Origin of the sequence: Rhizobium sp. NPDC092011, from assembly GCF_044756305.1 — a bacterium.
In the GTDB taxonomy this organism is placed as follows: Bacteria; Pseudomonadota; Alphaproteobacteria; order Rhizobiales; family Rhizobiaceae; genus Rhizobium.
The window spans coordinates 41,542-66,068 of sequence record NZ_JBIVSO010000017.1; the positions used below are offsets into that span (position 1 = coordinate 41,542).

A 24,527-nucleotide genomic window follows, 5' to 3' on the forward strand; every position below is an offset into this window, starting at 1 on the left:
GCCCATGACGTCATTGCGCTGGGTCAAACACGAGATGGATCTCCTGGGCAGATCCTCAGAGGAGTAAGTGCATCGCTGGTCCTGCTCGAGTGGGCATCAAAGCAAGGAACCTCGCCATTGCCTTTTCTCGCAAATGGATCGGTGCCAGATCCTGTCACAGGTCTCAGCCGATTCTCCAAAGGCCGTGCCGAGGCATGACGAGCAAAGCAGTACCGAGCCAAAGTCGAAAACGAGCGCCGGGCGGCCGTCCGGGCTCGTCAGTGAGCGAGAAACAAGGGTAAATCCAGGTCATTCAGCATCGATTGCGTCACGCCGCCGAACAGGCGTTGTCTAAGCCGCGGATGGCTATAAGCTCCCATGACGATCATCTCGGCGCCAATCTCAACCGCATGTTTTCGAAGCGTTTTCTCCACGGAATGCCCATTATCAGAAATGCAATCGAGGCTAACCCTAATACCGTGCCGCTCAAGGAACTTGGATATGTTCGCTCCCTGCTCCTCGCAGCCTGCAGCGTGCAAGGAAGGCGCCTCGACGAGCGTCACATGCACCGTTCCGGCGGCTTGCAAGAAGTCTATCGATTGCCGAGTTGCCCGGGCGGCAGCCTCGCTCGAATCCCAGGCCAACAGGACTACCTTTGGCGCTTCTCCAAGATGCTTGTTGGTTGGATTGATCAGCACAGGTGTGGGCGATTGAAGCAATGCTCCATCGACCACTCTTTGTCGAAGCAAATCATTGTGGGCGGCTTGCGCACCGACAAGAACCAGATCGACATAATGTGCCCGCTCGGCGATATCCTCGTCGGCCCAAGCATATTCTGTATAGATTTCCTGCACCTCGTATGACCCTATGCTTCCCTTGACAAGCGTTCTAACATCGCATGCTTTCTCCGTCAGGTTTTCTGTGTCGCGCACGCGCCTGTCGAGCCTATCGGCGAGAGATTCGTATGAGCTGAAGTGGGGAGTTGCGCACATCGCTATCAACAATGCCGTGAGGTGTGCGTCGTGTGAGTGGCAAAAGTCCACGGCGCACTTCAGATCATCATTGAACTGGTTGACGTCGAGGATGCTCAAGACCGTTTTGATGGACATGATGAGATCGCCTTCCCATTTGGAGGAAAGGACAGAGAATCTCACTTTTTATCCTGTTTCCTTGATCTTGAGCAAAGAAAACCTGATCCGCCGCACATAAGGTTAGGTGCATGCGAGGGAGCCAGATGACAGATTCAGTTTTACATTTCTACGGTGCGGCCGGGTCGGTGACCGGCTCGTGCTTTGTCCTTGAGTATCGCGGTACACGCACAATGGTCGATTGCGGCATGTTCCAGGGCTCCAAGACCGAGAAGGAACTGAATTACAGGCCGTTCCCGTTCGATGCGTCTCTGGTTGACGCCGTCATTTTGACCCACGCGCATATCGATCATTCCGGACTTATCCCGAAGCTGGTGAAAGCCGGTTTCAACGGGCCGATCTATTGTACGCCCGCGACCTTGGATCTCTGTTCAATCATGCTGCAAGACTCCGGACATATTCAGGAAGCAGAGGTCGAGCAGCTGAATCGCCGCAACCGGCACAGATCGCGCGACACGTTGCAACCCATTTATACCGCAGAAGACGCGCGTGCCGCGATGACACAGTTTCGAGCAGTTGCCTATAAAGAATGGCAGAGATTGGAGGGCGGGCTTGGGTTTCGGCTTTGGGACGCCGGACATCTGCTCGGTTCGGCTTCGGTCGAAATCGAGCTTGCAACCGAAAACGGCCCGATCCGCATGCTGTTTTCCGGTGATGTCGGTCCGCAGCACAAACTTTTAGAGGCCCGACCAGACGCTCCCAAGGATTTTGACTACGTCATCTGCGAAAGCACCTATGGGGATCGCGAACGAGATGAAGTTTCCGACGTTGCTCGTCGTGGGCAGCTTCGCGAGATCCTTCTCAAGGCCTGTCATCCCAACGGCGCCCTGCTGATCCCATCATTTGCGGTCGAGCGCACACAGGAATTGCTTGCTGATATCAATGTGCTGATGGACGCCGGTGAGATATCCCGCTGTCCCGTCATCATCGATTCCCCATTGGCTTCGCGCGCAACTGCAATCTTCAAGCAGCATGCACGTTCCATCCCCAACGGCGACCTGCTAATCAAAGCGCTGAATGCCAAAAATGTGCGCTTTACGGAAACGGCCGAGCAATCAAAAGCAATCGACCTCATTCGCGGCTTCCATATCATCATCGCTGCCAGCGGCATGTGTGAGGCCGGCCGCATTCGCCACCGCCTCAAGAACTGGCTTTGGCGCGATGAAGGCACAGTGCTGCTTGTCGGATTCCAGGCAGCCGGTACGCTTGGGAGAATTCTTGAAGACGGCGCGCGCACCGTAAAAATCCAGGGTGAAGAAATCATCGTCCGCGCGACTGTGCGATCATTGGATGCCTATAGCGGTCACGCCGATGCTACCGAGCTGACGCAGTGGATAGGGGCCAGGGAACCGATCCGTTCGGGGCTGTTTCTGGTTCACGGCGAACCAGGCGCGCGTGACAGCCTGAAATCTCGTCTCTTGGTGGAGAAGCCGGACGCCGCCATCATGATACCATCGCTCGATGACAGCTACAGTCTGACGAAAACAGCCGCCGCACCGCTTGCGCATGTCACGCCGCCTCCGCGCCTTGTACCCCAGGATGTCGGCCATTCGGATTGGCACAACGACTACCAATCGATCGTCCTCGATCTGGAGGAGCGGTTGCGTCAAACCGCCGACCGAAAAGCGCGCGCCGTTATTCTTCGGCGCGTCAAAAGAGCTATTGAGGAAGACGGGCGTTCAAGCTAGCCACAAAAGAGTAAGACTATGCTGAAGACCGATCGCGATTGCAGAAGGGGAGGGCAGCGACTCGCCATTCAGACACTCGCAGTGCTCGAGGGCAAGTTCATCGCGTCAGAGATTGTCGCAACAAGTTGCCTGCATGAGCTTTCGGCCCATTCCGGACGCAAGGGAATGCTCTCGATCAAGAATAGGATCAGACAAGCCCTTGATGGGTGCCGCACAAACGCAAGCCTTTGTCACGAGGCCACCGATGCGACGATAGTATATGCCTTGGAGCGACTTGATGCAGCAGCCGAAGCCGCAGGCAACCAGGCTGGTACCACCGCAAAGTCCGGTGGTTGCGAGACGGTCAGCCGATTGCGCACATAGCGAGCATGAAATGACAGCGCACGGCAGCAATCGGTCGGAATAAAGGCAGCGCGGCAAGCGTATGTGTTTCTCAAACCGAAGTTTGCGGGTGTTCGCCTTGTTAAGCTACGCGCCGCTATCTGACTGCTGTGGGCGCTCGGGCCAGAGCGACCCAAGGGACGGATTCATCGCGAGCTTGACTTTCTTGATCACAGCTGGGCTCAAGCGATGATCGAGCAACTTGAAGACATTCTGCGCTGCCTGCTCGACGCCCAGGTCGTTCAGCCTCACTGATCGCGTGCCTATACTCGCAAGGAAAGCCATTTTATCTGAGCACCGTTGGGCGTGTTCAGGCTGCCAGTCTTCGTAGAATAGCCCCCGGATCAATGGCGGCAGATGCGCTGAGAAGTCAGCCATTGCCTTCTGGCCCATTGAATCCCGCAGCGCGTGTAGGACAAAGCGTAGGCAATCATAGGCATCATTCCGTTCACAATGGAGATATTCGGACAATTCTACGACCCATGTTTCGGCTTGGCGCGCAGAATCCGAGAAGGTCTGGGAAGGGATAAAGTTCATGGTAAGCCTCCTTAATCAAGACTATCGTCACCTAAATCCCGATGATGCGCGTTGTCCTGGATCAACATCACGGTTCTATTTGCGTTGGATGTTGCGGCGACGTCTTGCCGGCTCTGACGATCAATTGCGAAACTATTTCCCCCGAGTTGAACGGTCTCCGCGGATCACTTATGAAGAGCGACCTTCGGCGCCATGGAGCCGCGGGAAACTTCGCGCCGCAGATCAGCGGGATCTTCGTGGATGACGGCTTCAATCCCGGTAAGTCCACCGTCCGTCTGTTCGATCACAGGGATTCCCTCCGCCGCCCCTGCAGATGACGGTCACGTCGTGATCGACCAGTAGAGACGAAACGAGACCTGTCTATCGGGCCGAAAGAATGGCAGAGGGATGTGAGATCTCTTGGCCTTTTGCTGCTTCTTGCCAGCCGAAATCTCTTCTCAAAGGACGGAAAATCTTTCTTCACGGATCGGATAGAACAAAGAGTAACGGCGACGCCTGCACTCGGCAGATGATCTACATCAATGATGGGGAGTCTCACCCGTCAACAATGAACGCAGCGCCTGTGTGGTTCGCCACGCCGGCAGTACCCATTCAATTCGTTCTTCGGGAGCCGTTTCTTGCACAAATCCCATGTCCCTTTTCTTTTTGCCGTTGTTGCGATCCTGAGCCTGATTCAGGAAGCCACGACGCCGTGGCGCGTGATGCAGCAACGTTGAACGACCGCGTGCAAGAGCTCTGGAACAAGCTGCGCGGCACAGACCAGTTGCGCGGCATCGCGACGCCCAACGGCCGCATCGAGGCACAACAGGTTCTGGTTTCCGCAAAATTAGCTGGCCGTGTCGCCGACGTCCTTGTCGAGGAGGGACAGATAGTCGATGCCGGCGCTGTCATTGCGCAGATGGACACGTCCGAGCTAGGCGCGCAGCTTTTGGGCGCGGAGGCGGACGTTCGGCGATCCGAAACCGGCGTGGCAACTGCCGAGGCGACCATCGCGCAGCGTGGGAACGAACTCACACTTGCGCGCCTGGGACTTGAACGAGCCTCCGATCTCAGTGTCACCGGCAGCGGTACGCGGCAACAACTCGACCTGCGTCGCAGCCAGCTCGCCGTTGCCGAGGCGGTCTCTCGTTCCGCGCTCGCAAGCCGCGATGAGACTCAGGCTGGGCTGGACGCCGCCCGCGCCGAGGCTGCGCGCCTTCGCTCGCAACTCGACGATGCGATCCTAAAGGCGCCCAGACGAGGACGTGTGGAATTCAAGTTGGTGCAGTCGGGCGAAGTGGTGGCAGCCGGCGCGCCGATCGCGACACTCCCGGATCTGACTGACGTCTATGTGACCGTTTTTCTGCCGGCGAGGGCCGCTGGGCGTCTCTCTGGAGAGCTTCCAGGGTTCGCGCTACTTTGATGAGCAACAGGCGGTGTCCTCCATCGATGACCTGGAGACCCGTGTCAAAAGCGGCGAGCTGAAGCTGGCGATCGAGATTCCGACCGATTTCGGCAGAGATCTCCTGCGTCAGACCCGTCCGGAAGTCTCGGTCTGGCTCGATGGCGCCATGCGTTTCCGGGCGGAGACGGCGCGCGGCTATGTCTCAGGGCTTGCCACGAGCTACATGACGGATAATGCCGCCCGTCAAAGCGGTCGCGCCACATCCCCCTATCCCATTGAAATTGAAAGTCGGTTTCCTTGCAATCAGGCTTTCAAAAGCGCACAATGCCATTGTGTCAGGTGTCATCGTACTGATGCTGGTGCTCATTCCCGCCATCATGACCGCGCTTGGCGTCGTCAAGGAGAAATAAACCGGATCCATCGCCAACTTCCAGTCGACGCCCGTCAAGAAGATCGAATTCCTTCTTGGCAAGCAGTTGGCTAATGTCGCTATCGCCTTCCTGAGTTTCATTCTTCTTGTGCTGATGACCCGTTTTGTCTTTGCAGTGCCGGTCAAAGGTTCCCTCATGACCAGAATGTGATGCAGCTTCCGCCATCGACACATTTCGTCACCTTATCGCAGGCCGTGCTTCATCGGGGAGCCGGATTTGCGATCGTATGGCCGCAAATGCTGGCGCTCTTCGGCATCGGAGCGGCATTCTTTGCCATGGCTACGCTGCGTTTTCGCAAGTCGCTTCTCAGCGGTCAGTGAGGTGCCCGACAGTGGAATTTAGTAGTCCAGATTGCTTGCGCATTCACTCGTCACTATTGTCAAGAAATGGATATCATCGAAGCGTTTCAGCGTCTCAGCCTCGCTCTTGCCATCGGCATTCTGGTCGGGGTTGAGCGCGGCTGGCAGGAGCGCAAGATGGAGTCCGGTAAAAGAACGGCTGGTATTCGCACCTTCGGCCTGTCCGGCTTTCTCGGCGGCATGGCAGGTTTCCTGCAAGTCAAGCTTGGACCGATCCTGCCGGTCGCCGTTTTCGTTGTTTTCGGCATCGCATTCGTCGTCTTCAGCAGATACGAGGCCGAGCAGGAGAAAGACTATAGCGTCACCAGCGTCATAGCGGCTCTCGCCGTCTTCGTCCTTGGGGTCATTGCCACCGTTTCCGACATGACCGTCGCTGCGGCCGGAGGCGTCACGGTGACCGCCTTGCTGGCTGCTCGCCATAGTCTGCATGGATTCCTGCGAAATCTGACATGGCTGGAACTTAGAGCTGCACTCGTGCTGCTTGCCATGACACTCGTTGCGCTGCCTCTCCTTCCCAACAGAACAATCGATCCCTGGAATGCGATCAACCCATTCCAGCTATGGCTGCTGACAATCCTGATTGCCGCCATCTCCTATATCGGCTATCTGGCGATCCGCATTGCCGGACCAAAGCATGGAATCCTTTTTAGTGGCGCTGCAGGCGGGTTCATATCGTCTACCGCCGTCACCTTGTCCTTTGCGCGTCTATCGTCCGGCAGCACCCAGGCGACCCACAGCCTCGTTGCCGGCGCGTCGATCGCCGGAGCAATGTCCATCGGACGCGCACTGGTCATCAGTGGCATATTGGCGCCTGTGCTCGTTCTCAAGCTGGCTGTCGCGTTCGTTCCCGTCATTCTTGTCTTTCTTTCGGCGACCTTCCTGATGCTCAGGGGAGCGAAGGCCGACGATAAGGCAACCGACATCAATCCAGATAATCCGTTCGAATTGCTCACGGTTCTCCGCTTCGGAGCATTTCTCGGCGTCATAAGCTTCCTATCGAAATTCGTGATCGACCAGATCGGGCCATCGATGATCTTTGTCGTCGCGCCGCTTTCGGGACTTGCCGATCTTGATGCCATCACCCTGTCGACGGCACGCATGGCGGGGTCGGTGCTGACGACTGAGGTTGCGACGATCGCGATCTCTGTGGCCGCGGCGGCCAATCTTATAGTGAAGATGGTGCTGGCCATCATGTTCGGAAGTCGCGCCTACGCCACAGCATTGAGTGTGACAACGTTGATGGCGCTCGTCGTCGCCGTTGCTGCCTATATCGCGCTCAGCACTTTGGCGTGACCGCCGGCCGGGGGCCAGGACATCGCGATCCCCCATGAAATCATGGCGGGCACCGAGCTCCATTGACAGAAATCAATGCAGCATTGCGTCCTCGGCTTAGAAAATATCCCGACTTCTCGTCGCATTTACCCCGAAAGACCGAGATGCAGCGCATGTCGCAAACTCGGCTCTTGTTCCTGATATCCATGATCTGAGAAAGGATCGCCATGTTTCGCGAGCGCATTAGAAACAGGGAACTGCTCGAACGCATTGTCAGCGCCGACGATGCCGCCCGGCTGATCAAGGACGGAATGACCATCGGTATGAGCGGCTTTACGCGCGCAGGCGAGGCAAAGGCCGTGCCAATGGCACTTGCCAAGCGCGCCAAGGACGATCCGCTGAAGATCACGCTGATGACCGGCGCGTCGCTGGGGAACAATCTCGACAAGGCCCTGGTCGAGGCGCATGTGCTCGCCCGCCGTATGCCTTTTCAGTCCGATCCGGTTCTGCGAAACGCGATCAATGCCGGCGAAGTCATGTTCATCGATCAGCATCTGTCCGAGACGGTGGAACTTCTACGCAGCCGTCAGATCTCACCGGTCGATATTGCCGTGATCGAGGCGACGGCCATCACCGAAGACGGCGGGATCATTCCGACGACATCGGTCGGCAATTCGGCAAGCTTCGCGATCCTGGCCGATAAGGTCATCGTCGAAATCAACCAGTCGCAGCCACAGGAATTGGAAGGGCTGCACGATATCTATATCCCGACGCGCCGGCCAAGCCGCGAGGCAATTCCGGTCATGACGCCAGACAGCCGGATTGGAGTGCCTTTTATTCCGGTTCTCCCGGAGAAGATCGCCGCTGTTGTCGTCACGCACAACAGCGACAGTTCTTCGACCGTTCAGCCGCCGGATGCCGAAACGCGGGCGATTGCGGGGCATTTAGCTGAATTCCTGATGCATGAGGTCAAACTCGGACGCTTGAGCCAAAGCCTGCTGCCGCTTCAGGCAGGCATCGGTACGATCGCGAATGCCGTACTCCACGGTTTCATCGATACGCCGTTTCACGATCTGACCATGTATTCCGAGGTCCTTCAGGATTCGACCTTCGATCTGATCGATGCCGGAAAGCTCACATTTGCATCCGGTTCCTCAATGACCTTGTCCGCCGACATGTATCGCAAGGTCATTCCAAATATCGCGGCATATAAATCGCGGCTGATCCTGCGCCCGCAGGAAATCAGCAATCATCCGGAGGTCATTCGTCGCCTTGGGATCATCGGAATCAACACCGCCTTGGAGTTCGACGTCTACGGCAATGTCAATTCGACCCATGTCGGTGGAACACACATGATGAATGGTATTGGAGGCTCGGGCGATTTTGCTCGTAACGCCCATATGTCCATCTTCGTTACGAAATCGACGGCAAAGAACGGTGCGATCTCAAGGGTCGTGCCCATGGTCAGCCATGTGGACCATACCGAACACGACGTGGATATATTGGTGACCGAAACCGGGCTGGCTGACCTTCGCGGTCTCGCACCGCGGGAACGCGCAACGACCATTATCGCCAATTGTGTGCATCCGGCCTACCGCGAGGCCTTGTCCGACTACCACAAAAGAGCCCTTGCGCGGGGCGGACAAACGCCACACGTCATCGAAGAGGCACTCAAGTGGCACAGCTCACTGCGCGAAATCGGTCGGATGCTGGCTTAGCTTGGATATGGAGGATCATTTATTCACGATCGGCTTCTGCTGGACGCCCCCGACGGCATCTGTGTGCCGGAATGGAGACGTTGATCACTATCTGGAGGAGGCGCCCACACATCCCTGCGTAAACAGGGGGTTTTTGAAATCGGAGCCTCGACGCACGCGATATTGATCGTTGGCACGCAGGAGTTCGAATCTCGCATGCGGAATGAATCGGCCTATGCCTGCTGCCTATTGCAACCTTTTGCCGACAGACGTGGGTCGAGCAAGGTTCCTTTCTCGCCGCGGACGATGGCGCCGGCGTCCTCCAGCCTGCCAATGCCAGCCGGCCTATCCATTTCGTTCGCGAACTGAATTGCTGCAGCTACCTTCGGCGCCATCGAGCCTGGCGGGAACCTCACCTCAGATAACATCTCCGGAGGAATGCGACCCAATCTTTGAGCCTTTGGGGTCCCGTAGTCCAGATAGACCGCATCGACATCTGTCAGAAGCAGCAACATGTCGGCGTTGAGCTGTCTTGCCAGCAGCGCACTGGCAGCATCCTTATCGATGACGGCCTCGATCCCGGTAAGTCTGCCGTCCTCCTGCTTAATCACAGGGATGCCTCCGCCTCCGGTGCAAATGACGGTCACGCCGTGATTGACCAGCAAGGCGATGGTTTTTGCCTCGACGATTGCCAAGGGTTTTGGCGAGGAGACGACGCGCCGCCAGCTTTCACCATCGGGCGCAATTCTCCAACCGCGCGCTCTGGCGAGCCGGCGGGCGGTCGCCGCATCGTAAACCGGCCCGATGAACTTGGTCGGATGTGAAAAGGCGGGATCGGCCGCCTCCACCCGTGCCATGGTCAACAAGGTTGCAACTAGATTATTCTCCAGGAGATTTTGGAGCTCCTGTTCGAGCATGTAGCCGATCATCCCCTCTGTTTCGGCGCCCAGGACATCCAATGGAAAACCATTGCTGTTGGAGGCTTCCGCCTGCAGAGCGAGGAGCCCGACCTGGGGGCCGTTGCCATGGGTGATGACCAAAGAGTGACCGGCATGAATGACATCAGCCAAGGCGGCAACAGCGACCCGGATATTGGCGCGCTGATGTTCAGCGGTCATCGGCTCGCCGCGGCGCAGAAGTGCGTTCCCGCCGAGCGCAGCAACGATCAGCATGTCAGCCCCCAATCGTCGCGACGAGTAAGGCCTTGATCGTATGCATGCGATTTTCGGCCTGGTCGAAAACAATGGAGGCATGAGACTCGAAAACCTCGTCCGTCACCTCCATGCAATCAATGCCATATTCCTTGGAGATGCGGGCGCCAACTTCTGTCTCGGTGTTGTGAAACGCTGGAAGGCAATGCATGAACTTCGCATAGGGGTTTTCGGTCGCCTCGATCACTTTGGCGGTAACCCGGAAGGGGGAGAGAAGCCCGATGCGCTCCTCCCAGGCCGATTCACTCTCGCCCATTGAAAGCCAGACATCCGTATAGACAAAATCGGCCCCCAAAACCCCTGAACCGACATGTTCCATCAAAGCGAATTTGCCGCCGCTCTTCCATGCCTCCGATTTCACATGATCGACAAAAGCCTGGTCCGGCCAAAGAGCCGTCGGCGAGACGAGGCGAAAATCGATCCCAACCTTGGCAGCGCCGAGCGCCAGCGACATCGCCACATTGTCGCGCCCGTCGCCAAGGAAGGCCACGACCATGTCAGACAGATGCTTGTGGGTGAATTCGCGCATAGTCATAAGATCGGCGAGAATTTGCGTTGGATGAGATACGTCAGTCAGCCCATTATAGACAGGCACGCCAGAATAGGCTTTCAGCGTCTCGACCGCACTCTGCGCGAACCCGCGATATTCGATGGCGTCATAAATGCGGCCGAGAACGCGCGCAGTATCCTTCATCGATTCCTTGTGGCCAATATGGCTGCCGGAGGGACCCATGTAGGTGACGTGGGCGCCCTGGTCATAAGCTGCCACCTCGAACCCGGTTCGGGTGCGTGTCGAGTCCTTTTCGAAGATAAGGGCGATATTCTTTCGCATCAGGCGCGGCACTTCATAACCGCCCAGTTTTGCGGCCTTGAGATCGGCCGCAAGGCGCAGCAGATAACGAATATCCTCGGCATCCAGATCATCGAGGGAGAGAACGCTGCGACCATGAAGATTGATGGGCATGACAAGTTCCTTTCTAACTATCGGGGGGCGCGAGAAAGCGGGCATGTCATGCAATGTCCGCCACCACGGCCGCGGCTGAGTTCTGCACCTTCGATGGTGACCACCTCGACACCTGCGCGACGCAACAGTGTATTGGTGTAGACGTTGCGGTCGTAGGCGATGACAACGCCGGGCTCGATGGCGATGACATTGTTGCCATCATCCCACTGCTCGCGCTCGGCTTCGTAATGGTCGCCGCCGGTCGCAACGACACGCAAGCTCTTCAATCCAAGCGCTTGCGCCACCACGTCGGTAAACGGAGATGTCTCCTCGCGGGTCTCCACCGAACCTTCGGCATCGCCCGGCCGCAGCGAGAAACTCCGCAAGCGATCGACGACGGGAGGATACATGGTCACCAGATCCCGGTCGCAGAAGGTGAAGACGGTATCGAGATGCATGAAGCTGCGGTCGCGCGGCATGAGGGCCGCGATGACGCGTTTTGCGATACCACTTGCAAAGAGGCTTCGAGCAAGCGCGCCGACCGCCTGCGGAGTGGTGCGCTCACCCATGCCAACCAGGACGACACCATCTCCAATCGGCATCACGTCGCCACCTTCAAGACTGGTTCCGGTGACCGGGCTCTCGGGCGAGACGAATATGAAGTCGGCTGCGTTGAACCGAGGATGAAAGCGATAGATCGCCTCGACATTTGCAGCCTCTGGCCGTCGCGCCTGCCAATACATCACATTGACCGAGACGCCACCGTAGATCCAGCAGGAACTGTCGCGGGTAAAGAGCTGGTTCGGTAGCGGCGGTAGCACGAAATCCTGCGGCGCCAGCGTCCGTCCCGTGAGCCCAAGCGGTTCAAATGGCAACTCGGCGCGTGCGATGCCGCCGACGAGGTAGCTTGCCAGCTGATCCGCTGGCATCTCGGTCAGCCAGCCACGCAGTTCATCGACCATGTCACGTCCGACAACCGTGGATTCGACCCGTCGGTCGAGCAGCCAGCGGCGCGCCTTGGGCAAAGCCATCGTTTCCGTGAGCAATTCGCCCAAAGACTGCACAATCACACCGCGCTCGCGCAAAGCATCGACGAAGACGTCATGCTCCTGGCGTGCACGCTTGACCCAAAGCACGTCGTCGAAAAGCAAAGCCTTGCAATTGTCTGGTGTCAGGCGCCGCAGGCTCAGATCGGGTCGATGAACCATGACTTCGCGGAGACGACCGACTTCCGAATGAACCCCTAGAACATTCATCACGCTGCTCCTTGTCAAAACGGGCTGATGAGGCCGGCCCACATTTCGTAGGCGGCAAGAAGGGCCACCGCAGTAAGCACGACGGCAAGCACGGCTTCGAAGCGACGGAAGGGCCTTTGACCCGACTCTCGACAGGCAAGAACGTAAAAGAGAATGCCCGGCGCATAGAGGATCGCACACATGAACAGGTAGGCCGGCCCGGCCGCATAAACGAGCCACAGCCCGTAAAGCGTTGCCAAAAGCCCGATGAGCATCGGCGCGGTTCGCCGCTCACCCGGTGCATAGCTTTCGCCTGAGATGGCCAGCTTTGCGGCATAGGCGCCTGAGAAGATGTAGGGCACGAGGATCGCGGTTGATGCGATGGAAAATAGCGCTTGATACGTGCTGTGGGCATAGAGTGTGACCACAAGGAACGCCTGGACGAGAAGATTGGTGATCAGCAGCGAGGCCCATGGGACGCCCCGTTCGCTTTCCGAGGCGAGGAATTTCGGCATGGTCCCGTCCTTGGCCGCCGCGAAGGGAATCTCGGCTGCGAGAAGCGTCCAGCTTAGAAAGGCGCCGATCACCGAGATGACGAGCGCGATATTGATAAGAGCCGCCCCCCAGGGGCCGACCACCGCCTCAAGCACCCCGGCCATGGACGGATTTTTCAGCGCAGCAAGCGCAGGTTGGTTGAGGATGCCGAGCGAAAGAAGGGAGACGAGCGCGTAGAATGCGAGGCAAGTGAGAAAACCGAGCACCGTTGCCGTGGCGATATCGCGTCGGCGCTCCGCCCGGGCGGAGAACACGCTGGCACCTTCTATGCCGATGAACACCCAAAGGGTGACCAGCATGGTGCTCTTGACCTGTGTGGTGATCGAGCCGAGGCTCGCATTGCCCAGACCGGTAAAATCGAGCGAGAAGACATTCAGCTTGAAGGCGACGACGCCGACGCCGATGAATAATACAATCGGGGCGATCTTTGCGATGGTGACGACAAGGTTCGCGACTGCCGCTTCGCGAATACCTGCAAGCACAAGCGCATGAATCAGCCACAGCAGGGCGGACGCACCGAGCACCGCCTGCCATGTGTTTCCGTCGCCGAAGGATGGAAAGAAATAGGATAGGGCGCTGAAAACAATAACCGCATAGGAGACATTACCGATCCATGCGCTGAGCCAATAACCCCACGCACTGTTGAAGCCAATAAATGGACCGAATCCGGCCTTTGCGTAGGCATAGGGACCAGCGTTCAGGTTTGGTTTGCGGGTGGCCAGGGATTGATACACAAAGACCAGCGCCAGCATGCCGATCGCCGTGATCCCCCAGCCGATCGCGATGGCCAACGGGCCGGCACCTGCCGCCATATTCTGCGGCAGGCTGAAGACGCCGGAGCCGATCATTGAACCGATGACCAACGCCGTTAACGAACCCAGTCGCAATTTCCCACTAACCGCGACCGGCTCGGTCGAGGCGACAAGTTTTATGCCGATCGAAGTCATGGTTTTCTCCCAGGGATCAAGGACATCTTTGGGAGGCAGTGGACACTGGGTGGCGGTAACAAACCTTGATCCTGGTCAAGTCGAGTGTCTTTTTTGTAAACTTGGACACCGCACTCAGAATGTTGGCCGACGATGCTGGAGTTCGCCGCAGCTACAATGCCGCATCACCCGCTATCCGTCTGATTGGCGGCATATTGCGAGCCTGAAAACAGCAGTCTCTCTAGATTTTCCAAGAAGGGGCGTTGACCGGCGACGATCTTTTGGCGGGCCTCGGAGTGAAAGCTCATAACTGATGCTCGGAAAGCAACGGGGTCGGAGGTTCGAGTTGGCTCAAGAGCAAGGGGATCGCAATCCTGTCCGAAGCATCAGGCCTAAAGCGTCAGCGTTAGTGAGGGGCACTGACCGGTATATGCAGAGAAGCTTTTGCCTTTTTCGCAGCTGCCTGCAGGCGCTTGTCCCTGGTCCACAAGGAGGCTCTTGGGTCAAGAAGAACCGACACCAGCAAGTGAGCATCCGTGTAGCCAATACCCATACTGAAAAGACCATGTCGATCGATCATTATCATGACTTCGTCATGTGTCCCGACGACAGCGGCTCGCTGGGCGGCCAGGAAGGCTATCACGTTACCGCGATCCCGAAGGCTGCCAAGAGCCAGCTCGCCGATAACGCTTGGATGGCAAAGAAGTCGATCATCCTCGATAATCCTGCGCAGTTCCGCGTCGGCAGATCGGAAGTGATCAATCCAGATCGAAGTGTCTGCCAATATCACTCAACTGCCTCGCTCCGGCGGCGCGGAGGTGCCTCGGCGTCCTGCATGGTTCCGCCAAGCGCGATAAGGCGTTTCCCGGACTCTACACGGACGAGCGTCTCCAATGCCTGGCGAACGAGCGCCGCGGTTTCCTTGGTCCCGGTCAATGATTTCGCCCTATCCATGAGTGCATCGTCGAGATTGATAGTCGATCGCATGAGCCGAATCCCTTTGCTGAGGCATATAAAATAGCACCAGTTGGTGATGAATTCCACGCCTCTTTTCTGTTCCCATGCGCAGGGCATTGTCTTCAGTCCACGCAAGCCGGGCTCCATTGTTCGAACTGGTTCAAGGGCAAAACATGCATCTGCGGTTTCTTGACATCCCCTGTCTTTGTCCACCTATTGATAGATTGACGCGGCTCAGCTCTCGCTGGATAGAGCGCTCCGAAGATCCGTTTCTGCAAAATCACGTCCTTTGAAGAGGATCGGCATCTTTAGAGCGTCCGCGCAGGCATAGGACAGGCAGTCGGCGAAGTTGAGTTGGGCGGGATGGCCCTTTCCTTTGCCGTAAACGGCGAAGGCCTCCACCGCGCGCCGGGCGATCGCATCGGTGATCGGAACCAGGGTAATTTTGGCCACTTGCAGAAAAGCGTCGAACATCTCCTGGGCATCAAGGACCTCTAGCCCAAGAATACGCGCCAGGTTGATGGTCGCCTCAAGCCGGACATGCGCGCCGGTTTGCCGCCGTGTGGCGCCATCGATCGCACTCAAGTAGGTATCGGCTTCCGGCTCTCCTGCAAGGATGGCGACGAATGCTGAGGTTTCGATGAACATCATTGGCCCCAGAGTGCGTCACGTTCCTCTTTCGTTAAGGATGGGGCAGGCGGTAAGTTTGCCTTGGCAAGTGCTCGAGCACGGATATCTGCGACGTGCTGTTTCAAGGGCATGGCTTCGTCAGCCCTCTCAATCTCGTGCTGTAACGCAAGCTTGATAGCCGCGGTCAAGTTGGAGGCACCACGTTTGCGCATAACGGCTTCCGCCAAAGTGCGAACTTCCTGATCTCTGATGCTGAGCATGTGACGTCCTCGCTGTCATGACGGCTTCCGTATATACGCACGGACGATTTTTGTCCATACGCAATGGGTGTTCCCGTTCGCCCTTTTTCCTGCACGAGCCGCCGTAGCAGGTCTTCGATACTGCGCTGGCCAAAGCGCAATAGTGCCTGCGTTCTTACCACCGCTCTCATGCTGCGAAGATGCCCAATGGCGTCGAAAGACAATAATCTAGGCCCTGTCGTAGCATCCCCGAGGCCGCCATCCGTACGGCGGCCTACATTCAGCGAGATCGCGGCCGAACGCGGGACCAGCATGATTTCGAGCAGGCGAAGCGGTCGTCGACTACTAAAACGAATCAAACGGGCAACTCTTGTAACGACAGCATCTTGGGTTCACGTCCCGTCAACGGCACGTAATTCAAAAGCTGCGGTCTGTTTCGAGACTGAGCTTGGCGAGCGCACACACGGTAGTTACTGCTCAGTTTCGTGACCTCGCAGCCGGATCTAATACATCGTTCTGTGATAATCGTAACGATCGCGGCTCTGGAGAGCTACTCTCCGGGGATCTGGGAGCGGATGAAGGCATCGGCCCGGGTCCAAGAGAGATACAGCGACGAACAGGAGGTCGAGCAGGGGATGATTGTCGGCGCGCTCGGAAACGTCCCGCCCAGGATGTCCTTTCTCATGGAAGCCGATGATCAATCCAGAGCGGAAGTGCGACTGAGCCTGGAGGTGAGCCGAACTGCCGGCGCGGACATCGATTAAGAAGACGCCAAATTATCGCCCCCCTCCAAAGAACGACTGACCGCTCTAGGAGCACGACAATGACAAAGCCGATTGCGCTTATCGGTTCGGGTTACCTCAGCACGCTGTCCGAACTCGGCGACCTTGGTCGCCGCCTTGCGCCAAGCGACGATGATGACGCCAACGAACGCGCCGTAGCCTGGAATCCTACCAACAGCACAGTCTTGGTGGCACGTTAGTCTTGGATTTCCGAAACCGGGGCGAATACCCATTGATCGAATATCCCGGGCGCCAGCCGCTGCAAAAATTGCATTGGTCCGCCATCTCCACCTGAAGTCGCCAGCTGATCAGTCTCAAGACCGCATCTCCTCACCGGAGCACAGATTGCCTTTTTGTCAGGGCCTTCGCTCATCCAGAAGGCGCAAGAGCAGGTTTCTTTTTCTCGGTCTGTGAACAAGATCAATATCACTGACAAGCTTTGCACCACCCTCGCGACGCTCCAAGGTGATCTTGCGGCTGTGGAAAGCTTCCAGTTCGGCTCTGTGCGCGACACTGATAATGGTGACCTTCGGCAATTCGCGGATGATCATCTCCATCAGCTTGTCCTGGCTGTTCTCATCAAGCGCTGACGTTGCTTCATCCAGCACGATGATATCGGGGGCCTGGAGAAGGAGGCGCGCGAATGCAAGCCTCTGCTTTTCGCCCCCCGACAGCGTTTGGTCCCATGGAAGATCGTCTTCGATTCTATCATTTAGATAGCCGAGGCCGACTTTCTCAACAGCGGCCTTTATTTCGTCGAGGGTCCAGTCGTCTGTCGAACGCGGATAGGCGACGGCTCGGCGAAGCGTCCCCGACGGAACGTAAGGCCGCTGCGGCAACATGAACAATCGGCTGTCGGGATGGACGTTGACGCTGCCATGACCCCACGGCCAGAGCCCGGAAATCGCCCGTATCAGCGTGCTTTTTCCCGAGCCAGACTCTCCGGAGACTAGCACACGTTCGCCGGAATCAATTTCAACCTCCGTTTCCCTGACCACGGAGGTGCCGTCATCGAGCGTCACGGATAGATCTTTGAGGCACAACATCGCCTCGCTTTCAGTTTCATTGTGTTTGATGCGTCCGAGGGTGTCGTTCATTTCCGCCCGCTCAAGACCATCGAGCGATGTCATAAGCGAGGCGACACGACGCGCGGATGCGTTCCAGTCAGCAAGGCGCGGATAGTTATCGACCAACCATCCGAATGCGCTCTGAACGATGGCGAAAGCAGAGGCGGCCTGCATGACTTGACCGAGCGTCATGCTGCCCTCGAGGAATTTCGGTGCGCACAGTAGGACCGGCACCACGGGCGCAATCAACATGGACAGCTGCGACACGAGCGTCGTCCGCATATATTGCCGCGCAAGCAGCTCCCACTGTTTTAGAACATTGCCGAAAGTCCGATCTAAGTCATTGCGCTCTTCTTCTTCCCCGCCGAGCAATGCGATGCTCTCACCGTTTTCGTGGACATGCGTCAGAGTGTAGCGATATTCTGCCTCCACCTGGTTCTTGACCTCGGAGACTTCGACGAAATGCCGGCCGATGACCGCCATGGAGGTGGAGGTAATAGCGGCGTAAAGGACGGCGGTGACGACGAGAAATCCTGGAATCGTGAAGACGGAACCGGCGATTTGGATAGTCAGGGCGCCGCCGATCGTCCAAAGCACCACGATGAAGGTCGCGGCTGACACAAATGCGGAAATAACGCCGGCGATGAAATCGACAGGGGATTCCGTGGCAATGCGCAAATCTTCCGAGAGACGAGCCTCGGGGTTTTTGTGGTCGTCACCGCCGATGAGGTTCAGTTGATAGTAGCGCGAGCCACCGTGCGATCAGAGCAGTCGCGAGCCAAAAGCGCCATCGCCTTTGGATCATCATACGAACATAGACTTGCACAGTGACGAGGACGACACTGCCGAGCACGAGCGGGGGGAACACCGCACTCAGAAAGTAGACGCTGTGGGCGTCGCGCTGCTCGATTGCGTCGAAAATCGCCCGGTTCCAGATATTGATCCCGTACTGGAAACAGACATTGAGCCCGATCAGGGCGAGCAGCCCTATAGAGCATGGCCATGCAAGCCGATCCCCCCGACGACTCCAATAGCCGCGCGCGCTTATCCAGAAACGGGCGAGCAGATATCGTTTGCGGGCCCGTTCGGTTTCCTCGGGGGTCCAGTTCAAGTCGGGTGCAACTATATTTTCCAGGGGCTCGACCTCGACAGTCGAACTCTCTTCTTGATGCGACCTGTCAGGCCCAGGCGACTTGGCGCCGTCGACCGATTTCGAACTGGATTTAGCGTCGGTCATAAGCACGAAACGGCCCATAATACTAAAAGTTTCACACGACGCATGTCCGGCGAGCAATCACTGATTTCTGGGAGAAGAGGCAATAGCGGCGGCGAGGCTGCCGTGACTTGCGGGCTCGCGCGCAAACGCGAAATTGAGGCCCTTATTTTGTCGTATCCAGTCAAGGATGAGCGCGGCCGCCAGCCGCGCTGAAAAGATAGAGCGGCGGTTCCACGTCCTCAGGGAACCGTCGATCGCGAATGGCGTTTCGATATTAGGAGGAATTCACCATGTGCCCGCAAACGCCGAATACAGCACCGATCTTCGCACCTGCGCTTGGGCTACCCAACCCAATCCAATATTTTCCAGAGCAATCACCTCGTCTTCCTGCTTCAGAGAGTGAAAAAGAGGCGTACGAAGAGGGAGTGAAGGCTGGCAAATGCGAGGCAGAGAATAGGAAGAACCCCTATCCCGAAGACAGCGGACAGGCGAAAGCTTACGAACACGGCTACCTCGACGGACAGAAAATCAGGTAAGCAGACATGCAGCCGGCCGAACAAAACCGCGACGGGACTCAGAAGTTCCCCACTTATGCAAAGCTTTCGGCGAAGTGATTATGACGCCGTCAGTGCAACCTATCTGCTTCGCCGCTAGCGCTGCCGTCGAAGCAAATCGACGCGCAACCTACTTTCGACTCCTGAACCGGTCGAATGCCGTAAGCCGCTGGACCGGCGGGTCAGCCTCATCCCAGCGATAGATATCGCTTCGCAGGAACCCTAGTTCCTTCTCCATCGCCTCCTCGCCGATTTCGATCCACCATGATTTTGGGCGGCCGTCGCTGCCATCAGACCAACGATAGCCCCTTGCCTTCAGGCAGTCCTTTTGATCGAAGGGCGCGTTTTCCGCAAAGATGCGCACCCGCGACTGCGTGCTTGCCTCATAAAGCTCGGCGAAGGGCGCGCGATCGCCATCGCCCCTGGAATGAGAAAGCACTTCCAGCAATGCGAAACAGTCGTCGACCGCGCGATGGCCGACATGGAAATAGCCACTCTGATTGATGAGATAGCCGAGCTTGGTGCCTTCATAACCTCTCAACGCCCATTCGATCTCCGAGTTTGAGCACGCCCAGGGCTTGCGGGCGAAGATCGGGGACAGAGCTTCACAGAAGGGGCGATCGAAGCCGGCATTGTGGGCGACGATCAAATCGGCAGGCTCGACCAGCGCCCGCACGACTGCCATGTCGATCATCTGCCCGCGAACCATCGCATCGGTAATGCCGGTCAGCCTGGTGATGTCTTCCGAGATCGGCGCGCTCGGCTGCTGCAGGCCGCCATAGACGGCGGTGACGTCGCCGACCTCGCCTTCCTCGCTAAAGGTGAAGCCGATCAAGCCGATTTCGATGACCTCGTCCTGCCGGGCGTCGAGCCCGGTCGTCTCCGTGTCGAGGATAATGCCCTTGAGCGGATAACCCGGCCTTGCTGCCGCGGCGATCTTGCGGGGCACAAGCTTTCGCAGGATCTGGTAGCGGCCGGTTGCCTCCAGCATGCGAACCATCTCCGCTTCGTCCGGCGTGGCTCCGGCTTTTTGCTGACGCACGCTCGCGGCCTCCGAAGAGCTCGGCGGTTGGTTTCCTGAAAACATGTCGAGTTGTGACGTCATTGCGCTTCCGACCAAAACCATGCGCAAAGTCTAGCGGGCGGGCCGCAGCGTGAAAACCCCATCGCCGGGCAGTCGGATCGATACCCACCGATATCGGCTGACAAACGTCGCAGGCCGCCTCACCTTGTCGCACACATATTTGCGATGGCTCACATTGTTGCCATCCTACGGCTATTCTGTAGAACGATCAGGCAGGCAGGGGCGGTATGGCTGAACGCCATGTCGCACTGCAAATTGGTTTGATGACGAAAACAAACAAAAGAGACGAGCACAATGACGAGTTTTCTGGAAAAATGGTCCGCCAAGAAGTCCGACAAGCCGAAGGCTGGTACACGCAGCGCCGTCGACGCGTTCCGCGCCAGAGTGGCCGAACAGAAGGCCTATCTGACCGAGTTTGAGAGTGACGCCGCCGGCTTCAACAAGTGGCGGTCGACCTGGTTCCAGCGCGCGCCCGGCGGCTTCGGCGTGACCATCGGCCGGGATTCGATCGATGCTGGACACGGACTAAGCTATGTCGTCGTTGAAACCACGACACAGGTTGCTGAGTTCCTCGACGACCTCGCGCAGCATGCCGACCAAGACGTTTCGTTTCAGAAGGCGCTCGAGGAAAACCGTTCGCGCCGGGCAGCACTTCTGAACAACGGCAAGGCTAAGACCAAGGCGCCCGAGGCGAAGGCTGCAACGCGGAAACCGGTGACCGTGAAGGCGACGCAGGCAAGCCAGGTGCCGGGCGAGGCGGCCGCCGAAGAGCCGAAGCGTGGGCGCAAGCCAAAGGCATAAAAATCGAACGCTGAGGGGCCTGCGGACGTGGGCCCCCTCTCTCCGAACGCTCTTTGAACTGCCGCGCCTGTCGACGGATAGGCTGCCGCGATAACGGAATTACAGCGACGGTATGGCCGCGCTTTGCGGTCTCCCTCGGGTCAACAAATGATCTCGATGTCCCGAAGACTTTGCTCCTCGCGTCGCTAAAGCCGTCGGCGACGTCAGGTGAGAACCTGAAATTCACCATCAAACGCCACGACGACAACCGCAGCATTTTTCGTTGTTGGAGAACAGCCGCGAGAGTTGGATTTGCATGTTCGCTTGACTTTGCGCGGTCCTCTGACACCGTGAAGTGTCGCCAGGATTTGGATGACCGTGACCGCAGACCGCTTTTGCGAATGTCTTCCGCATATCCGCTGGACGCCGATCGATCTGGCGAGCACGCTGCAATGCGACCTGTGACCCGTGGAGGCGCTGGGGCCGGAAATGTCGAAGGGCCGACTGGATTGGAGGCGTGCCGACCACCTATCGCGGGTGCGAGCTATCCTTGCGACGTCGCGTTAGGACCGCGAATGTGGGTTTGCGCGCTGCGAATTGTCGACGCGAAGCGGAGGGAGTTGAGATGAATGATGATTTTCGCCTAAGGCTCATCAAAATCAGGGAGGAAAAGATCGCGCATCGCGACGAGCTGCTTGAGATGAAGATGCGAGCCGGGATTGCGAAACAGGTCAACAGTGACATCGATATTGACGGTATGATCGCCCATGAACAACTCGCGATCGACAATCTCGACGACGCGATTGCGCGCCTGAACTGAAGGCGATCACTCGCCACCATTTGGCGAAATCTGGCCATCGACTTTCTCGCGACACCCGCTCATGATGGCGAGGAGCGGGGGAGGTGATGATGAGATTTGCTTTGGTGGTCGGTGCGGTGATTGCTGTCGTTTCTCCGACAGCGAGCCACGCCACTGAGAGGATGAAGCATTCTTCGGCGCACCGAATATGTTACGTGAAGCTTGGCGACGAGCCTGATCATCCATGTCAACGGCTGCTCTACATGCAGAACTTGCCGATCGGCGAGGAAACGGTCATTGCGCAAACAGACCGCGGCGACGTCAGCTTCAGTGGGAGGAAGACGGATTCAAGCACGATCTCGGTCGGGGGCGTTCACATGAGCCACCCGCTAAAGGGACAGGGAAAATGCAAACTGGCGATGACCGCTGTCGGCCGCCTTTCCAAGGTTGATTGTAAAGTCCGAACGGAAGAGGGACTTGCGGTTCTGAAATCGACTGGCGACGATCCAAATGATGTTGATCTCAAACTTGGTGGCCCCATTCGTCACTGAGGCGCCCCCAGGGCATGTAAAGTCCTGATCACAAAGGGAGAATTTGACGTGAGGAGGGCGCAACGGTCGGCTGTGAGGACACAGAAGGCAACCAGGAAGACTCGCAAGAAGAACGCCTCGCACCAGGCTGAGCTGACCTGGTTACATTTCGCCGTCATAATCGCCGCGCCTTGGATCATACTGTTCCTCTTCCCCAGGCATTGGCCGCCATTTCCCTGGGTAGTCGGCCCAATTGCCTGGCTGGCGACCATAGCGGCAGTGATCTCATTCCTGCACGCGCTGATTACGCGAAAAGGTCTGACGGCGGGCTCGTTGGGCAGTTGCATAGCCCTTGCGGCCTTTATCGTTGCCGGGACGGTGTATCTTCTGGCCCCACCGATAGGGCCGCTCGTGTCCGTGTTGCTGACGCAAGTCTCGGCAGCCGCTCTCGTCGTCATGTTGGCTGTCTTTTTGCGAACGATCCAGGTCGGCATGGATCCGCAAAGGCACCTGGAGTTTCGTCCTCTGATCCCCAACCTGGAGCTGTTCCGCCAGTGGATGATACGCGCTGTACCGCTGCTGGTCTTATGGGATGGTATGACGGTGATATTTTACAACACGCCTTGCAGGGGTGGCCGCTGTCAGGGTGGCGAGGCCCTGCTTGGGGTTCAGGGACCTTTCTCGAATATCTACTACGCGGCATATTTCGGGATTATGGCTTTCGCTCTGCCGATTGCGGCCGGCCTTCAGGCCCTGCGGCGCCTTGTGAAGCGTCCTGGCGATAACAATGAGACGTCCCAATGAGCGAAGAGCCGCATGGATATGTCGGACAACCCGAAACGGGGCGAGAACATGATGCAGAACCTCGGTCTCGGACGTCGCCGCCTACAGGACGTTGGAGCCTCCGCAGCCGGGGCAAACACAAAAACCGAGATCGTGAATGACCTCATGGCGGCGCGGATGATCCGGTAACGGCTGGCGAGTAGGCTCGGTCTCGGCCCCGGTTTGCGCTGGCCATCGGCCGAGGCCCGACTATGTCCGCCTCCACTCTACACGCCAGCGCCGGTTTCCACTCCTCAATGGTACGTTCAATATCCTGAGCAGATCGACCGTGCCTACCGCGCCGCCGAACGGCAAGTCGCGCCTTGAGCTTCCCGATCAGTTGATGGGCGCGTCACCCCTTCACGTAGCGCCGCCAGTCATGCTCTTCCTTGAAACCGAGAACCTCGCGAATCTTTCGGTTCGACAACAGACCCTCGAACTCACCGATCTCGCGGGTGAACGGAACATTCGGAAAGTGCTTTGCGGCCAGCTCGCGCGAGGGCGTGTTGGCGGAAACGGTATCATTCGCAGCGTTGAACACCTGAAAGCCGAGCCCGTTCTTTTCGATACAGAGATGGACGATCTGACCGAGGTCGCGAGCATCGATGTAACTCCACGCGATCCGCTTGCGGATGCTGCTGTCGGCGAAATAGTCGGGAAAACGCTCATACTCGTGCGGCTCTATGACGTTTCCGATGCGCAAAGCATAGATATCGATGCCGAAACGCTCGGCAAAAGCGCGAGCCGTCTTTTCATTAACGACCTTGGAGAGACCGTAGGAATCCATTGGATTGACGTCATAATCTTCCTCGAGCGGAAACTGATGAAAATCCCGATGCCCCTCGGCAAAACAGACCCCATAGGTCGTCTCGCTTGAGGCGATAATGATCTTCTTTATGCCGAGTTTTGCCGCCGCCTCGATAACGTTGTAGGTGCTCATCGTATTGATACGAAACGTCTCGTTGTCAGGTTTGAGCAGGATGCTAGGAATAGCGGCGAAGTGCACGACGGCGTCGAAAGGGTGTGCGCCAATGCCGCGGTCAAGATCGGCAAAATCACGATGCATGCTCAAGGCGTTGTAGACCTGCCCTGCGTCCGTCACATCGGCGTGAAGATTGGTGACGCCCGGGCTGTCGAGCGGCACGAGGTCGACATTGTGGACCTCATAGCCCGCGTCGACCAACCACGGAACAGTATGCCGCCCGGCCTTGCCGCTTCCTCCGGTAAACAAAATGCGCTTCGTCATGAAATTCCTCCCAATGATATCCATTGGTTACATAGGCCCACACTCCCGATTCGCAAGATAATCCTTGGCCAAATC

24 protein-coding genes and 1 pseudogene are annotated in these 24,527 nt (G+C 57.6%); 10 read left to right on the forward strand and 15 right to left on the reverse strand.

All coding sequences use genetic code 11. The annotated features are described in order from the left end of the window. Window positions 1-257: 257 nt before the first annotated feature. Window positions 258-1,088 (reverse strand): universal stress protein, encoded by an 831-nt coding sequence (locus ACIQJ2_RS33515; protein ID WP_400676242.1) that lies wholly within the window; start codon window positions 1,086-1,088, stop codon window positions 258-260. A 125-nt stretch (window positions 1,089-1,213) separates the two neighbouring features. On the opposite strand from ACIQJ2_RS33515, the gene ACIQJ2_RS33520 reads away from it, so the two are divergent. Continuing rightward, a complete protein-coding gene (locus ACIQJ2_RS33520) occupies window positions 1,214-2,815 on the forward strand; it encodes an MBL fold metallo-hydrolase (protein ID WP_400676240.1) in 1,602 nt (533 codons plus the stop codon). Between the two features lie 468 nt (window positions 2,816-3,283). Here ACIQJ2_RS33520 and ACIQJ2_RS33525 read toward each other — a convergent pair whose 3' ends face one another. Together ACIQJ2_RS33525 and ACIQJ2_RS33530 are read right to left on the reverse strand one after the other, a co-directional pair. Continuing rightward, window positions 3,284-3,733 carry a DUF2267 domain-containing protein gene (locus tag ACIQJ2_RS33525; protein WP_400676238.1) on the reverse strand — a complete coding sequence of 150 codons (450 nt, stop codon included), beginning with the start codon at window positions 3,731-3,733 and terminating at the stop codon, window positions 3,284-3,286. A 164-nt stretch (window positions 3,734-3,897) separates the two neighbouring features. Next, window positions 3,898-4,020 (reverse strand): hypothetical protein, encoded by a 123-nt coding sequence (locus ACIQJ2_RS33530; protein ID WP_400676236.1) that lies wholly within the window; start codon window positions 4,018-4,020, stop codon window positions 3,898-3,900. Between the two features lie 404 nt (window positions 4,021-4,424). Between ACIQJ2_RS33530 and ACIQJ2_RS33535 the strand changes: the two genes are divergently transcribed. After that, window positions 4,425-5,135, forward strand: coding sequence for an HlyD family secretion protein (locus tag ACIQJ2_RS33535; protein WP_400676234.1), 711 nt, complete (start codon window positions 4,425-4,427; stop codon window positions 5,133-5,135). A gap of 317 nt (window positions 5,136-5,452) precedes the next feature. Here ACIQJ2_RS33535 and ACIQJ2_RS33540 read toward each other — a convergent pair whose 3' ends face one another. Then, window positions 5,453-5,713: a hypothetical protein gene (locus ACIQJ2_RS33540; protein ID WP_400676232.1), complete on the reverse strand. Its 261-nt coding sequence runs from the start codon at window positions 5,711-5,713 to the stop codon at window positions 5,453-5,455. A 221-nt stretch (window positions 5,714-5,934) separates the two neighbouring features. Between ACIQJ2_RS33540 and ACIQJ2_RS33545 the strand changes: the two genes are divergently transcribed. Both ACIQJ2_RS33545 and ACIQJ2_RS33550 read left to right on the forward strand, forming a co-directional pair. Beyond that, window positions 5,935-7,200 carry an MgtC/SapB family protein gene (locus tag ACIQJ2_RS33545; RefSeq protein ID WP_400676230.1) on the forward strand — a complete coding sequence of 422 codons (1,266 nt, stop codon included), beginning with the start codon at window positions 5,935-5,937 and terminating at the stop codon, window positions 7,198-7,200. 206 nt (window positions 7,201-7,406) lie between these two features. Then, window positions 7,407-8,897, forward strand: a complete 1,491-nt coding sequence (locus ACIQJ2_RS33550) for an acetyl-CoA hydrolase/transferase family protein (RefSeq protein ID WP_400676228.1) — start codon at window positions 7,407-7,409, stop codon at window positions 8,895-8,897. Window positions 8,898-9,109: 212 nt separating this feature from the next. Here the strand turns inward: ACIQJ2_RS33550 and arcC are convergent, their stop codons facing one another. The 8 genes from arcC to ACIQJ2_RS33590 all read right to left on the reverse strand — a co-directional run bounded on the left by arcC (window position 9,110) and on the right by ACIQJ2_RS33590 (window position 15,593). Then, a complete protein-coding gene (arcC, locus tag ACIQJ2_RS33555) occupies window positions 9,110-10,048 on the reverse strand; it encodes a carbamate kinase (protein ID WP_400676226.1) in 939 nt (312 codons plus the stop codon). A 1-nt stretch (window position 10,049) separates the two neighbouring features. Then, complete coding sequence (argF, locus tag ACIQJ2_RS33560; protein WP_400676224.1) at window positions 10,050-11,051, reverse strand: ornithine carbamoyltransferase; 1,002 nt, start codon at window positions 11,049-11,051, stop codon at window positions 10,050-10,052. A 17-nt stretch (window positions 11,052-11,068) separates the two neighbouring features. Next, window positions 11,069-12,286 carry an arginine deiminase gene (gene arcA / locus ACIQJ2_RS33565; RefSeq protein ID WP_400676222.1) on the reverse strand — a complete coding sequence of 406 codons (1,218 nt, stop codon included), beginning with the start codon at window positions 12,284-12,286 and terminating at the stop codon, window positions 11,069-11,071. A 14-nt stretch (window positions 12,287-12,300) separates the two neighbouring features. Next, the gene (gene arcD, locus ACIQJ2_RS33570) at window positions 12,301-13,767 is read right to left on the reverse strand and encodes an arginine-ornithine antiporter (protein ID WP_400676220.1); all 1,467 of its coding nucleotides are present in this window, start codon (window positions 13,765-13,767) and stop codon (window positions 12,301-12,303) included. A gap of 385 nt (window positions 13,768-14,152) precedes the next feature. Continuing rightward, a complete protein-coding gene (locus tag ACIQJ2_RS33575; protein ID WP_400676218.1) occupies window positions 14,153-14,536 on the reverse strand; it encodes a PIN domain-containing protein in 384 nt (127 codons plus the stop codon). Then, entirely contained in the window at window positions 14,533-14,733 is a 201-nt protein-coding gene (locus tag ACIQJ2_RS33580; RefSeq protein ID WP_400676216.1) for a type II toxin-antitoxin system VapB family antitoxin, read from the reverse strand. Before ACIQJ2_RS33580 ends, ACIQJ2_RS33575 begins: the two co-directional genes overlap by 4 nt. A gap of 204 nt (window positions 14,734-14,937) precedes the next feature. Next, window positions 14,938-15,351 (reverse strand): type II toxin-antitoxin system VapC family toxin, encoded by a 414-nt coding sequence (locus ACIQJ2_RS33585; protein ID WP_400676214.1) that lies wholly within the window; start codon window positions 15,349-15,351, stop codon window positions 14,938-14,940. Further along, window positions 15,351-15,593 carry a type II toxin-antitoxin system VapB family antitoxin gene (locus ACIQJ2_RS33590; RefSeq protein WP_400746710.1) on the reverse strand — a complete coding sequence of 81 codons (243 nt, stop codon included), beginning with the start codon at window positions 15,591-15,593 and terminating at the stop codon, window positions 15,351-15,353. Before ACIQJ2_RS33590 ends, ACIQJ2_RS33585 begins: the two co-directional genes overlap by 1 nt. Before the next feature lie 802 nt (window positions 15,594-16,395). On the opposite strand from ACIQJ2_RS33590, the gene ACIQJ2_RS33595 reads away from it, so the two are divergent. Then, window positions 16,396-16,554, forward strand: a complete 159-nt coding sequence (locus tag ACIQJ2_RS33595) for a hypothetical protein (RefSeq protein WP_400676212.1) — start codon at window positions 16,396-16,398, stop codon at window positions 16,552-16,554. Between the two features lie 156 nt (window positions 16,555-16,710). On the opposite strand, the pseudogene ACIQJ2_RS33600 reads toward ACIQJ2_RS33595, so the two are convergent. After that, a pseudogene (locus ACIQJ2_RS33600) lies at window positions 16,711-18,658 on the reverse strand (ABC transporter ATP-binding protein/permease). A gap of 269 nt (window positions 18,659-18,927) precedes the next feature. Between ACIQJ2_RS33600 and ACIQJ2_RS33605 the strand changes: the two are divergent. Further along, complete coding sequence (locus tag ACIQJ2_RS33605; RefSeq protein WP_400676210.1) at window positions 18,928-19,173, forward strand: hypothetical protein; 246 nt, start codon at window positions 18,928-18,930, stop codon at window positions 19,171-19,173. 148 nt (window positions 19,174-19,321) lie between these two features. On the opposite strand, the gene ACIQJ2_RS33610 is transcribed toward ACIQJ2_RS33605, so the two are convergent. Further along, window positions 19,322-20,233, reverse strand: coding sequence for a 3'-5' exonuclease (locus ACIQJ2_RS33610; protein ID WP_400676208.1), 912 nt, complete (start codon window positions 20,231-20,233; stop codon window positions 19,322-19,324). A 336-nt stretch (window positions 20,234-20,569) separates the two neighbouring features. Between ACIQJ2_RS33610 and ACIQJ2_RS33615 the strand changes: the two genes are divergently transcribed. From ACIQJ2_RS33615 to ACIQJ2_RS33630, 4 genes are all read left to right on the forward strand, one after another. Beyond that, window positions 20,570-21,076, forward strand: coding sequence for a hypothetical protein (locus ACIQJ2_RS33615; RefSeq protein WP_400676206.1), 507 nt, complete (start codon window positions 20,570-20,572; stop codon window positions 21,074-21,076). Window positions 21,077-21,680: 604 nt separating this feature from the next. Further along, a complete protein-coding gene (locus tag ACIQJ2_RS33620; protein WP_400676205.1) occupies window positions 21,681-21,875 on the forward strand; it encodes a hypothetical protein in 195 nt (64 codons plus the stop codon). A gap of 89 nt (window positions 21,876-21,964) precedes the next feature. Further along, window positions 21,965-22,405, forward strand: coding sequence for a hypothetical protein (locus ACIQJ2_RS33625; protein ID WP_400746712.1), 441 nt, complete (start codon window positions 21,965-21,967; stop codon window positions 22,403-22,405). Window positions 22,406-22,453: 48 nt separating this feature from the next. After that, the gene (locus ACIQJ2_RS33630) at window positions 22,454-23,188 is read left to right on the forward strand and encodes a hypothetical protein (protein ID WP_400676201.1); all 735 of its coding nucleotides are present in this window, start codon (window positions 22,454-22,456) and stop codon (window positions 23,186-23,188) included. A gap of 370 nt (window positions 23,189-23,558) precedes the next feature. Here ACIQJ2_RS33630 and ACIQJ2_RS33635 read toward each other — a convergent pair whose 3' ends face one another. Beyond that, window positions 23,559-24,452 carry an NAD-dependent epimerase/dehydratase family protein gene (locus tag ACIQJ2_RS33635; RefSeq protein ID WP_400676199.1) on the reverse strand — a complete coding sequence of 298 codons (894 nt, stop codon included), beginning with the start codon at window positions 24,450-24,452 and terminating at the stop codon, window positions 23,559-23,561. Window positions 24,453-24,527: the final 75 nt, after the last annotated feature.